Raw genomic sequence first — 12,594 nt, 5'->3', positions numbered from 1 at the left:
AAGAAATATGAAACTATTGACGAAAGGGAGCGCCCATAAAGGGCATCCTGGTTTTATGAGGAAATGCTATTGCTTATTGGGTTTCCTGTTGTTCCTGCTGTTTCACTCCTGTAATGATTCTACTACAAAGGGGCAAAAACTGGGAGCGGATCTTGATATCCCGGACTCTGTGGAAATCAATCTGAAAGATCCCCAAACGGAAAAAGTACCCGAAAAAAAGAAGCGGATCTTTATGACTTTTGACGACGGCCCCAACCTGGGAACCCGCAACCTGCTAACGATTCTGAAAGAGGAGAAAGTGCCAGCTACGATGTTTTTGATCGGGCTGCATACGAAGGCCAGCCCCGAGCAAAAACTTATGTGGGAGCAATTGCAGACCTTCCCCGGTATCGAGCTTTTTAACCACAGCTATTCGCATGCCTGGAGAAACCGGTTTACCGGTTTTTATAAAAACCCCGATTCGGTCATTTCCGATTTTAATCGGGCGCAGGCGATGATGATGCTGAAAGAACCCATCGCCCGTACCCCTGGCCGCAATGCTTGGCGTATCGACAGCATCAGCCGTACCGATCTGCTGAAGAATAAGTCGGTGATTGACTCGCTTCAGCAAAAAGGCGGATATGTGCTTATTGGTTGGGATCTGGAGTGGCAGTTCAATCATAAAAACTCGCAGGCTCTGCAGAGCCCCGATCAGCTGATCCAGCAGGTCGATCACTTGTTTGCTTCCAATAAAACGATGAAACCCGATAACCTGGTCATACTGGCGCACGACCAGATGTGGAAATCGTCTGCAGACTCACTAAAGCTACATGAATTCATCCGGAAGCTAAAGGCAAAACCCGGATATGAACTGGCTGTTATTACAGAATATCCTGGAGTAAAAGAAGCATTGATCAATCAAAAACGCTTCTGATAGCAGGATCAATGAATAAATAAAGGCAGGTGGCAGCTCCACCTGCCTTTTGATTTGTTACCGGTACTTACCATTTTTTGTATAAATTCGTCCGTATTAATATTAAATGCATCCGAAACAATGAAAAAGTGTTTGATTATCGGGCTCCTGTTATTGGCGGGTTTGAATCTGTGGGCAGCAAAAGTAGATACGCTGGAAGTGTACAGCCCTTCTATGAAAAAGAATATTAAAACCTCGGTGATCTTACCGGATGGTTATACAAAAGCCAAAATGTACCCGGTAGTGTACCTGCTGCATGGATACAGCAACAGCTATGCTTACTGGCCCAGTGTAAAAGGAGCGCTGGCTGGTGCAGACCGGTACCAAATGATCCTGGTATGCCCGGATGGGGGATATGGTAGCTGGTACTGGGATAGCCCGGTTGACCCTTCCTTTCAATATGAAACCTTTGTTTCCGGGGAACTGGTAGCCTGGGTAGATAAGAATTATGCTACCATTGCATCGGCTAAAGGCAGGGGAATTGCCGGCCTTAGCATGGGTGGACACGGCGCGCTCTATCTGGCCATAAAACATCCGGATGTGTTTGGCGCTACCGGAAGCATGAGCGGAGGAGTGGATATCCGGCCTTTTCCAAATAACTGGGATATGGCCAAACGGTTGGGCAAATACAAAGATGATCCCGAACGCTGGGAAAAAAATACCGTCATTAATATGTTGTATCTGATCGAACCCAAAACATTGAAAATTATTATTGATTGCGGTACCGAGGATTTTTTTTACAAGGTAAACGAAAACCTGCATCAGGAGTTATTATTGCGCAATATTCCGCATGATTATATTACCCGGCCGGGAGCGCATAACTCAACCTACTGGCAAAATGCGATCTATTATCAGCTATTATTTATGGACCGCTTTTTCTCGGAACCCGAGGCAGGAAAATAGTACAGACGGTAAATTTATCCACCAGATTCCCTGACCGGGAAAACAATCATTAAAATCAGCGTATGAGTCAGGAAGCTTTTAACCGATTGGTGCAGATCATGAATGAGCTCAGAGAACAGTGTCCCTGGGATCGCAAACAAACCATTCATACGTTGCGGCAAATGACCATTGAAGAAACCTATGAGTTGGGTGATGCGATTATCGACGAAAACTGGAAGGATATCCGTGAAGAACTGGGAGATCTCCTGCTGCACATTGTTTTCTATTCCAAAATTGCTACAGAACAGGAACAGTTTACGATTGAAGATGTGCTGACCGGCATAGCAGAAAAGCTGATTAAACGACATCCGCATATTTATCCGCCAAAGGAGGCGATTGACGGTTTAAAAGAAGTGCGCTCAGAGGAAGATGTAAAAAAGAACTGGGAGCAGCTAAAGTTAAAGGAAGGCAAAACTTCCGTATTAAGCGGAGTGCCCCGTTCACTGCCGGCTGTGGTAAAAGCCATGCGGTTACAGGAAAAGGCCCGGCAGGTAGGCTTTGAATGGGAATCGGCGCCACAGGTTTGGGAAAAGGTAACCGAAGAAACAGGGGAACTCATGGAAGCTGTAGAGCAGGGAGCATCCGAAAAAATAACGGAAGAGTTCGGTGATTTATTGTTTTCTCTGATCAACTACGCACGGTTTTTGAAGATAGATGCGGAAGCTGCGCTGGAACGCACCAATAAGAAGTTCATCCACCGGTTTACCAGGATGGAACAACTAGCGGGAGAAAACGGCAGCTCGCTTTCCGCACTAACGCTGGAAGAAATGGATGCCTTATGGAACCGTATAAAAACAGAACCGCATTAATATGAAACGGCGCAGCAGAAATAAATATCTATGGGAGCTGCTGCTTTTATTGACCGCCCTGGCTTTTTTCGCAGGGGCGCTTTTGCTGAGTTCCAGCTACCTGAAAAACACTTCACTGGATGCTCAAACCAAAATTTTTGAGAAGGAGATAAAAGAAAAGGTGCGCCAGTTTGAACAGGTGTTGGCCAATCGTGATTTAATGGACCGGTTGACCCAGTCGCGGGAATCACTCCGGGATCTTGCCAATTTGCCCGACAGTCGCTTTTATTTCTACTTGTATAAAAATGACCAGGATAAACAGTTCCTGCGATTCTGGAATACGGGGCTCGTGGTGCCTTCGGATGAGCTTCTATACAGTGATCGCGACGAGGAAGGCATTAAGCTGGCGAATGGCTATTATTATGCTATCCGGAAGCCGGTGCCCAATCATCCCGACTTTACGGCATTTTGCCTGGTGCTGATGAAGTCGTCCTTTTTTGTGCAAACCGATTATCTGAGAGATTCTTACCCCTTCGACAGGACAATGGATCAGGTTATGGATATTGACACTATACCCACTGCCCATGTGATCCACGGCATCAGTGGTGCTCCGGTGTTTTACCTGAAAAAAAAGCCCGAGGAAAAATTTGCCCGGGAACTGGATGGGGGCGATCCGGTTGCAACGGTTGGCATGCACGGGCGATATGCTCCAAAGACACTATCGCAGGACTCTCCCTTTTCCGTGGTTTTAAAAATTCTTGGTCTCTTCCTGTTTTTTCTTTCCTGCTACCTGTTGCTGGCCAAGCGGTTTGCAGCTTCCAATTACCGGCTGCAGATCTGGCTGTTGCTGGCCTGCCTGCTGGCATTCAGAGTTGGAATGTACATCATGAGCGCTGTCTGGAATTTTTCCGAATTCCGGTTGTTCGATCCGGACCTGTACAGCTCCGGTTTTCTCCTGCCCTCATTTGGCGACCTGCTGATCAATAGCCTGCTTTTTTGCTGGATCGCGGTATTTGTGTGGAACCGTCTTTCGGTTCGCCCATTTGATCCGGGAACCTACTCAAAGAAAATAGCCCGGATAGCAGGTATAAGCTGCCTGGTAATACTGATTGCAGCCACTTTCAGTATCGCAGGAGTGATCAAAGACAGCATCTCCAAGTCGAAGATCTCATTTGATGTAACCAATATCGACAGTCTGAGCGTATTTACAATGGTGGGATTCCTGATTCTTGCCTGTCTTTGCTTGGGTTTTTATTATCTCAGCCGAACGCTTTATAAATACATTTTCGCCGTTTTCCGGACCCGTATCTGGCAGGTGTATCTTTGGACCGCCGTATTGGGATTGTTGTCTATCTCCGTATTTGTCAATGGAAGGGATGTTACTTTTTGTTTGCCGGTGCTGTTGTGGCTGCTGGCCTATACATTTATTTTTACCAGGGAAGCGCGCATCAACCGGTTTATAAAATTCAGTGTATCCGGAACGGTCCTCTGGATCTTTATATTTTCCATCAGCCTGTGCCTGTTAATGCTGAATGAAATTACAAAGGCGGAAATGAATCTGCGGGTATTGTATTGCCAGAAACTTGCCACGCAAACGGATCCGGCCAGTGAGCGGCTGATCAGTATTGCGAACCGGTACCTGGATAGTAATTATTTCCGGAATAACTTTCACCGCTTATATGATGAGGATCAGAATGCCTATTTGAGAGATAGTATCCGCCAACGGAACTATATCGGGTACCTGAATAACTATGTAACCAACCTGTACATCTTCGACAGTCTCGACAACCCGTTATTCAATCCATTTCCGCAAACGGTGGCCTCCCTGAACACTACCATCGCCAACCGGTCGAGGTCTACTTCTTTACCCGATATGTACTTTTATGAGTCGGAGGCCTTTGATAATTTTGCGTATATCACACGCAGGGTCATTCAGAACGCTGAAACCGGCCGGCTTATCGGTACCGTCTATATCGTTTCCAATCCCCGCAGGTTTGCCGTCGCCAATATTAAACCGGAACTGTTTAAGCAGTTCAAACAGGGCGAGTTCTCTATTCCCGCAGTGTACCAGTTTGCAATCTATCACAACAACCAGCTGACCTCTTCCTCCGTTTCCAAGAAATACCCATTTACAACCCTGCTTACACCGGGGCAGTTCCCGCAAAAAAAGGTTGAACTGCGGGAGCGGGCCGGGTATAATGAAGTTTGGTATCGCGCCAGTGCTTCCAAGGTGATTATTATGGCGCGCAAGAGCGAAATGTTCCTGGAAGCGACCACCTTATTCTCTTATCTTTTTTGTTCGTTCCTGTTCCTGGTGGCGTTGATCAATGTACTGATGATCATGCTGGGGGCATTCATGAACAAAAAACTGCTTCGTAACTCAACATTTTTCCCAACGATCCGCAGCCAGATCCATGGTACATTCATCCTGATCAATGTGCTGGCCTTCGTTGTGGTGGGAGCGGCAACCATTTCGTTCTTTGTAAACCGGTTTGAGGAGTCGAATAATGATCGGCTGAGCAGAACGATGAATATCATGCTGAATGAGATCAACCTGCACGATACACTGAGAACCATATCGGCCGGCGGATCGTCAGCTGAAGACTTGTTCCAGGCCAATGCATTTAATGCCATTATAAAAAAAGTATCGGATATTCACGGGCTGGATGTAAACGTGTATGATTTTACCGGTGAGTTAAGAGCTACCAGTCAGGCCGAAGTGTATAGCCAGGGTGTTTTGAGCACCCGGATGTCGCCCCGGGCCTTTTATAGCCTGTTAAGGCTGCGCAGAGCGCAGTATATTCAGCGGGAGCGTGTTTCGGAGCTTTCTTACAATACGATCTATGCTCCGGTAGGAGCAAACAGTGCAGCTCCGTATGCATATCTCAGCATTCCCTATTTTGCCTCGCAGCAGGAGCTCAACCAGGAAATTTCTAATTTCCTGATCACGCTGATCAATTTGTACGCTTTCATATTTCTTTTAACCGGGCTGCTGGCCCTGCTGATCACCAACCGTATTACGGGATCATTTACGGTGATCAGTAATAAAATGAAGGAGATCAGTCTTTCCCGTGTTAATGAGGAAATTGTATGGGAGCGGAATGATGAGATCGGGCAATTGGTAAAGGAATATAATAAGATGGTTTCGCAGTTGCAGAAAAGTGCCGACATCCTGGCAAAATCGGAGCGTGAGGAAGCCTGGCGGGAAATGGCACGGCAGGTTGCTCATGAGATCAAGAACCCGCTTACGCCCATGAAGCTCAGCCTCCAGTACCTTCAGAAAGCAATTGCTGAAAATAGTTCCAACGTGCAGCAGCTCACCTCTAATGTTGCAAAAACCCTTGTAGAGCAGATCGACTATCTTTCAAAGATCGCTGCTGATTTTTCGCAGTTTGCCAATATCAACCATGTGAATGAAATGATCTTTGATTTGCATGAGGTATTGCAGCCGCTGGCGAGCATTTACAGTAAAAATCCTGATGTCGAATTCCACTGGCACTTGCTGCCGGGAGAGGTTGCGATCCGGGCCGATAAAACCCAGATGAACCGCTTGTTCACCAATCTTTTTGTAAATGCCATTGATGCCTGTGAAAAAAATGCAAGAGGCATTATTACAGTAAAAGAATCGGTGGAAGGCGGAGCGGTAACCATCAGTGTTACGGATAATGGATCGGGCATCGGTGAAGCCATGCGCAGTAAAATCTTTACGCCTAATTTTACTACCAAAAGCTCCGGTACTGGTCTGGGGCTGGCTATGTGCAAGGGTATTGTGGAAAAAGCAAATGGCAGGATCTGGTTTGAGACCGAGCTGGGAGTGGGCACTACTTTCTTTGTGAGGCTGCCACTGATCAGTCCGTTGGAAATTTAGAATAACCGATGAAAAATAGTGAATGCGGAAGCGGAGAATTTGAAAATGTGAGAATGTGGGAATAAGATGGTGATACGTATCCTGATGGGATCAAAAACCAAAAACCAGAAGCCAGAAATCAGACACGAAACACGAGAAGCTGAATTTCAAACCTGAAATAATAAATAGTGAATGGTCAATGGATCACAGAGTATAAAACGGATCCAACCCGCCGTGGCCGGCATACCTGGACCGTTAAACCCTGAATTTTGGAACAAATTCAACGGATTGCTGCCTTCCTTTTTGTGATAAAATCTTCAAATGCAGGTAACGGAAAACTGCTTAAATTATAGGCCGGTGTCAGCCCGCCTTTTTGTGCGGCAATCACGCCAAACCGGATATCGTCAAACCCTTCAATGGTGTGGGCATCGGGGTTAATAGAAAGTAAGGCGCCGCTGTCCATCGCATATGAAATCCAACTCCAGTCCAGGTCGAGGCGATGCGGATTGGCATTGATCTCGATAACCACCTGGTTGGCCACACAGGCGTCAATAATTTTTTTATGATCAATAGGGTAGCCGTTGCGGCTCAGCAACAGCCTACCGGTAAGATGGCCCAGGATCGTGGTATAGGGGTTTTCTATGGCTTTTATCAGCCGCTCCATAGCTTTTGTTTCGTTCATGTACAGGTTGCTGTGTATGGAAGCGATCACAAGGTCAAATGTGGCCAGTACTTCATTGCTGTAATCCAGGCTGCCGTCGCCAAGGATATCACACTCGATACTTTTATAAATTTTGAAGGGCGCCAGCTTTTCATTCAGCATATCGATGGCCTGATGCTGCTGTATAATACGTTCTTCGGTAAGCCCATTAGCATAGGCCGCCGATTTGGAGTGGTCGGAGATGACCAGGTACTCCATTTTTTTATCGATCAGCGCTTTGGCCATTTCCTCTATTGTAAAGAGCCCATCGGACCAGGTGCTGTGATTGTGCACGATTCCCCTGATGTCGCTAACCTGGATCAGTTGGGGGAGCTCATTCTTCGCAGCATGGTCGATTATGGAAACAGATTCACGTAAACAGGCGGGGATATAGGGGAGTGTTGCTTTTTCAAAGATCTCGGATTCACTGTTGAAAGCAGTAGATTCAAAATTGCCGGGATAAAACCGTTGCAGGAAAGCCGCCGAGAACTCTGGTGATGAAGAAGTGGTAAATAAAAACTGGGGAATGCGCTCCTGAACAGCATATACCCGGAGGCGAAGCCCGTTGTTTAATTTATAGAGAACACTTTGGTCTGTTTCTTCCAGCAGTTCGGGAGGATAGGCTGTTTGAAACTTTTGCTTAATGGTGTCCAGCTGGTCTGCTATAATAAATTCCAGCTCATGCAGGGTAGGCAGCTGCCGGTAGTAATTACCGGTATTCCATACCTTATCAGTTCCAAAAAGCTTTTCAAGATAGTTTTGAATAGAGGGAAAGAGCTCATGGATCTGTGCATAAAGGAAATGCCCTTTATGCTGCGTATAAAAATTGATGGATTCTAATATTTTTACCTGGGTCTTTTCCCCAAACCCTTTATAACGCGTTAGTCGGTTCTCGATACAGGCATATTCTAGTTCGCCCACAGAAATGATCCCCATCTCTTTCCAGATGACATGGATTTTTTTGGGCCCCAGCCCTTTCAACTCAAGCATTTCGGTAACTCCCGGAGGCGTATCGGCCAAAAGATCTTCCAGGACCTTCATTTTCCCTGTGTCCATCAATTCAATGATCTTTGCGGCCACGGACGCACCCAGCCCTTTGATCCCCGCATAACTGCTGCGGTCCATTGCTGTTAGCTGTTCTTCGAGTCGTTCGATATGGAAGGCGGCGATTGAGTAGGTTTTGGCCTTAAACGCATTCTCGCCGTGGATATCCATTAATTTGGCCAGCAATTCAAAATGACTGGCAATGGTACTGTTGTTCATGACTGCAAAGTAGGAAAGCAGGCGCAATAAAAAAAGCCTTCCATCCGGAAGGCCTTTGAATTTCTTTTTGAAAAGAGATTCTTATTTTTTCTTCGCTGCTGCCTTTTTAGGAGCTGCTTTTTTTGCTGCTGCTTTTTTAGGAGCCGCTTTTTTTGCTGCTGCTTTTTTAGGAGCTGCTTTTTTTGCTGCTGCTTTTTTAGGAGCCGCTTTCTTTACTGCTGCTTTTTTAGGAGCTGCTTTTTTTGCTGCTGCTTTTTTAGGAGCTGCTTTCTTTGCTGCTGCTTTTTTAACTGCCATTTTTTTTGAATTTAATGATTAGTAAATAATGGATTATCGGCGGTAAAATTATACAATTATTTAATGCCGCCAAATTTTTTTTCCACAATTTATTCAGTCACAGCAAAAAGCATCATTACGCCTGGGCTTCGCTTACAGAAACAAAGGTTCTGTTCTTCCTTCCTTTTCTGAATTCAACGATACCATCAGACAAAGCAAACAGGGTGAAATCTTTTCCAACGCCTACATTTTTACCAGGATGGTAAACGGTGCCACGCTGACGAATGATAACATTACCGGCAATCGCAGGCTGTCCTCCGAAGATTTTCACTCCAAGACGCTTGCTTTCTGAATCACGGCCGTTTTTAACGCTACCTTCTCCTTTCTTATGTGCCATTTTTTACGAGTTTAAAAGTTGATACGATTAAAAAGCTCACAGGATGATCATACATCAGCCCGTTTACTATTCAATTTAAATGAACGCTTTTATTAAGCGATATTCGTTACTTTAATTTTTGTATAAGCGGTACGGTGCCCTTTCTTTTTGTGAAAGCCCTTTCTTCTTTTTGTCTTGTAGGCAATCACTGTATCCCCTTTAACGTGGTCTACAATTTCTGCACTTACTTTAGTGGCAACATTACCGCCGACAGATAACGTTCCATCAACGTGGGCCAGTAAAACTTCCAGGTTCACAGCGTCACCGGAATTGCCTTCGATATGTGGCACAAACAGAGTTTGATCTTTTTCAACTTTAAATTGTTGACCGGCCACCTTAATAATTGCTATCATTGTCTAAAAATTAGGACGGCAAAGGTAAGGAGATTTTTTAATTTTGCAAACAGAACCTTTAAATATATCTTCCTTTATCGATCCCTTCTCTCTTAACAAGCATTATATTTGTGGTTCCGGTACGCCGGCAGCATCGAAAAAATGAATTAATGCAATGAAATTCAAATCCTTCCTGGCCAAGCCCTTTGCATCGATTGTTTCCAAAAATATTAAAAAAGGAATGCAGACGGCGGTTGAAGACCAGGAAAATATTCTGAAATACCTGATTAAAACGGCGAGGCCCACCCAGTTTGGGAAAGAGCATAAGTTTTCGGAACTTAATGATTACAAACAATTTAGGCAAGCTGTTCCTGTCCGCAATTACGAGGAGCTCAAATCATACATTGAAGAAATAAAGGCTGGTAAGCACAATGTACTCTGGAAGGGGCAGCCGCTGTATTTTGCCAAAACCTCTGGTACGGTAAGCGGCACCAAGTATATACCGATTTCCAAAGAATCGATCAGCAACCATATCAACGGGGCGCGGAACGCCTTATTATGTTATATGGCGGAAACCGGGAATACCGCTTTTGCGGATGGAAAACTGATTTTTTTAAGCGGTTCGCCGGTTTTGGAGCGGGTAGGCGGTATTCCTACCGGCCGTTTGAGCGGTATTGTAAACCATCATGTACCCCGGTATCTGCGGAAAAACCAGCTTCCGGAATATGAAACTAATTGCATTGAAGATTGGGAAACCAAGCTGGGGAAAATCGTAGACGAAACCATCCGGCAGGATATGACATTGATCAGCGGTATTCCACCATGGATGCAAATGTACTTTGATGAGCTGATCCGGCGGTCCGGTAAGCCTGTTGGGGAGCTGTTCCCGAATTTTTCGGTAATGGTCTACGGCGGAGTGAATTTTGAACCCTATCAGGCAAAATTATTTCAAAGTATCGGGCGGAAAGTGGACGGTATCGAAACCTTTCCGGCATCCGAGGGATTTTTCGCTTTCCAGGATACGCAAACCGAACCGGGATTATTGCTCAATACCAACAGCGGCATCTTTTTTGAGTTTATCCCCGCAGAGGACATCGGCAAGGAAAACCCGCGGCGGCTATCGCTGGGAGAAGTGGAAACAGGAGTGAACTATGCGCTGATCATCAATAGCAATGCGGGTTTGTGGGGATACGATATCGGAGATATGGTAAAATTTGTGTCAGTGAATCCTTACCGGTTGGTGGTTACAGGGCGTACCAAGCATTTTATTTCGGCCTTTGGAGAGCATGTGATCGGGGAGGAAGTGGAATACAGCCTGTTGCGGGCAGCCAAAGAACACAATATACATATTACGGAATTTACCGTGGCCCCATATGTAAGTTCGGATGCTGGGAAATCGTACCATCAGTGGTTTGTTGAATTTGAAAATGAGCCGGAAGATCTGCAGCATTTTTCGCAAAAGGTAGATCAGTATCTCCGGGAAAAGAACTCCTATTATGATGACCTGATTTCGGGGAATATTCTGCAGCAGCTGATCATTACGCCTGTAAAGAAAAACGGGTTTATCGATTATATGCGCTCTATTGGAAAACTGGGGGGACAGAATAAAGTACCCCGTTTGAGCAACGACCGCAAAATCGCCGAAGGCCTGACGCAATGGCTCCGGAATTAAGCATTTTTTTATTCTTGAAACAGCCCCTATCTTAGCCGCCTTAAGAAAAGAACACTAGAAAAGTAAATGGGAGACGAACGTATGATAAAACGAATCGCCATTTTTGGCTCCACCGGTTCTATCGGAAAGCAGGCTTTGGATGTCATAGAAAAGAACCCGGATCAGTTTTCTGTAGAAGTATTAACGGCGTTTTCAAATGATCAGTTGCTGATTGAACAGGCGCTGACGTATAACCCGAATATTGTTGTCATCGGCGATGAAAACAAATATGGCGCTGTAAAAGACGCGTTGGCAAAAACAGATATTAAGGTCTTTGCCGGTGAAGATGCATTGGAAGAAGTGGCCGGCATGGATGTATACGACCTGATGCTGGCGGCTATTGTGGGCTTTGCCGGGTTTAAGCCAACCATTAAAGCGATAGAGAATGGAAAGGCCATTGCCCTGGCTAATAAAGAAACCCTCGTAGTTGCGGGGGATATAGTGATGCAAATGGCGGTGGACAACCGTGTACCCATCATCCCGGTAGATTCCGAGCACTCCGCAATCTTCCAGTGCCTGATCGGGGAAACCCGCAATAAGATCGAAAAGGTATACCTCACAGCTTCAGGCGGACCATTTATCGGACGGAAGCCCAACTACCTCGTTAATGTTAAAAGAGAGCATGCCCTCCAGCATCCTAACTGGGAAATGGGGGCCAAGATCTCCATCGACTCTGCTACCTTAATGAACAAAGGGTTGGAAATGATTGAGGCAAAATGGCTTTTTAACCTGAAGCCCAATCAGATCGATGTGCTTATTCATCCGCAAAGTGCCATTCACAGCATGGTGCAATTTGAGGATGGCAGCATCAAAGCGCAGATCGGGTTGCCGGATATGCGGTTGCCCATCCAGTATGCCATGGGATTTCCGTCGCGGATCCTGAATGACCACCCACGCTTTGATTTTAAGCGGATGAATACATTTACGTTTGAAGAACCCGATCTGAAAACATTCCGCAACCTGGCCCTGGCCATGGAAGCGCTGGAAACCGGTGGAAACCTGCCCTGTATCATGAACGCCGCAAACGAAATTGCGGTATACGCGTTCTTGAAGAACCGGATCGGATTCCTGGAAATGACCGATGTGATCGAAAAAGTAATGGCACAGGTAATACATATACAACAACCCACACTGTCCGATTATTTTGAAAGCGATGCCGAAGCCCGCACCCTGGCGGCCGACATCATCCGGTTATAAGCAATTGTTAATTGTTGCCCTGCGCCGGTTATTTTAAATTTGATACCTGATATTTGGATTTTGATATTTTAGAATTTAGGGCTTAGAATTTAGAATGTAGCGTTTAGAATTTTATCACCCTATCTTTGCCATCTTAATAAATGATATATC

10 protein-coding genes are annotated in these 12,594 nt (G+C 45.6%); 7 read left to right on the top strand and 3 right to left on the bottom strand.

Annotated features, from left to right (window positions below; genetic code table 11):
* The first annotated feature begins 7 nt into the window (after window positions 1-7).
* From LL912_RS10290 to LL912_RS10275, 4 genes are all read left to right on the top strand, one after another.
* A complete protein-coding gene (locus LL912_RS10290; protein WP_235553489.1) occupies window positions 8-913 on the top strand; it encodes a polysaccharide deacetylase family protein in 906 nt (301 codons plus the stop codon).
* Window positions 914-1,033: 120 nt separating this feature from the next.
* A complete protein-coding gene (locus tag LL912_RS10285; protein WP_235553488.1) occupies window positions 1,034-1,855 on the top strand; it encodes an alpha/beta hydrolase in 822 nt (273 codons plus the stop codon).
* A gap of 62 nt (window positions 1,856-1,917) precedes the next feature.
* Window positions 1,918-2,703, top strand: a complete 786-nt coding sequence (gene mazG, locus LL912_RS10280) for a nucleoside triphosphate pyrophosphohydrolase (protein ID WP_235553487.1) — start codon at window positions 1,918-1,920, stop codon at window positions 2,701-2,703.
* Window position 2,704: 1 nt separating this feature from the next.
* Window positions 2,705-6,550 (top strand): sensor histidine kinase, encoded by a 3,846-nt coding sequence (locus LL912_RS10275; protein ID WP_235553486.1) that lies wholly within the window; start codon window positions 2,705-2,707, stop codon window positions 6,548-6,550.
* Between the two features lie 259 nt (window positions 6,551-6,809).
* Here LL912_RS10275 and LL912_RS10270 read toward each other — a convergent pair whose 3' ends face one another.
* Window positions 6,810-8,492, bottom strand: a complete 1,683-nt coding sequence (locus tag LL912_RS10270; protein ID WP_235553485.1) for a helix-hairpin-helix domain-containing protein — start codon at window positions 8,490-8,492, stop codon at window positions 6,810-6,812.
* 55 nt (window positions 8,493-8,547) lie between these two features.
* On the opposite strand from LL912_RS10270, the gene LL912_RS10265 reads away from it, so the two are divergent.
* Window positions 8,548-8,811 carry a hypothetical protein gene (locus tag LL912_RS10265; RefSeq protein WP_235553484.1) on the top strand — a complete coding sequence of 88 codons (264 nt, stop codon included), beginning with the start codon at window positions 8,548-8,550 and terminating at the stop codon, window positions 8,809-8,811.
* A gap of 93 nt (window positions 8,812-8,904) precedes the next feature.
* Here the strand turns inward: LL912_RS10265 and rpmA are convergent, their stop codons facing one another.
* Together rpmA and rplU are read right to left on the bottom strand one after the other, a co-directional pair.
* Window positions 8,905-9,165, bottom strand: a complete 261-nt coding sequence (gene rpmA, locus LL912_RS10260; protein WP_018630198.1) for a 50S ribosomal protein L27 — start codon at window positions 9,163-9,165, stop codon at window positions 8,905-8,907.
* Window positions 9,166-9,257: 92 nt separating this feature from the next.
* Window positions 9,258-9,557: a 50S ribosomal protein L21 gene (rplU, locus tag LL912_RS10255; RefSeq protein ID WP_235553483.1), complete on the bottom strand. Its 300-nt coding sequence runs from the start codon at window positions 9,555-9,557 to the stop codon at window positions 9,258-9,260.
* 154 nt (window positions 9,558-9,711) lie between these two features.
* Here rplU and LL912_RS10250 point away from each other — a divergent pair, with 154 nt between their 5' ends.
* Window positions 9,712-11,208 carry a GH3 family domain-containing protein gene (locus LL912_RS10250; RefSeq protein WP_235553482.1) on the top strand — a complete coding sequence of 499 codons (1,497 nt, stop codon included), beginning with the start codon at window positions 9,712-9,714 and terminating at the stop codon, window positions 11,206-11,208.
* Between the two features lie 81 nt (window positions 11,209-11,289).
* Complete coding sequence (locus LL912_RS10245) at window positions 11,290-12,444, top strand: 1-deoxy-D-xylulose-5-phosphate reductoisomerase (RefSeq protein ID WP_406603605.1); 1,155 nt, start codon at window positions 11,290-11,292, stop codon at window positions 12,442-12,444.
* Window positions 12,445-12,594: the final 150 nt, after the last annotated feature.

This window comes from Niabella agricola (genome assembly GCF_021538615.1).
GTDB lineage: Bacteria > Bacteroidota > Bacteroidia > Chitinophagales > Chitinophagaceae > Niabella > Niabella agricola.
This window is presented reverse-complemented; position numbering and strand designations above follow the sequence as displayed.

Coding starts and splice junctions, on each gene's coding strand:
- LL912_RS10250 (WP_235553482.1), top strand. CDS start 9,712: ATGAAATTCAAATCCTTCCTGGCCAAGCCCTTTGCATCGATTGTTTCC.
- rpmA (WP_018630198.1), bottom strand. CDS start 9,165: ATGGCACATAAGAAAGGAGAAGGTAGCGTTAAAAACGGCCGTGATTCA.
- LL912_RS10285 (WP_235553488.1), top strand. CDS start 1,034: ATGAAAAAGTGTTTGATTATCGGGCTCCTGTTATTGGCGGGTTTGAAT.
- LL912_RS10270 (WP_235553485.1), bottom strand. CDS start 8,492: ATGAACAACAGTACCATTGCCAGTCATTTTGAATTGCTGGCCAAATTA.
- LL912_RS10245 (WP_406603605.1), top strand. CDS start 11,290: ATGATAAAACGAATCGCCATTTTTGGCTCCACCGGTTCTATCGGAAAG.
- LL912_RS10290 (WP_235553489.1), top strand. CDS start 8: ATGAAACTATTGACGAAAGGGAGCGCCCATAAAGGGCATCCTGGTTTT.
- rplU (WP_235553483.1), bottom strand. CDS start 9,557: ATGATAGCAATTATTAAGGTGGCCGGTCAACAATTTAAAGTTGAAAAA.
- mazG (WP_235553487.1), top strand. CDS start 1,918: ATGAGTCAGGAAGCTTTTAACCGATTGGTGCAGATCATGAATGAGCTC.
- LL912_RS10275 (WP_235553486.1), top strand. CDS start 2,705: ATGAAACGGCGCAGCAGAAATAAATATCTATGGGAGCTGCTGCTTTTA.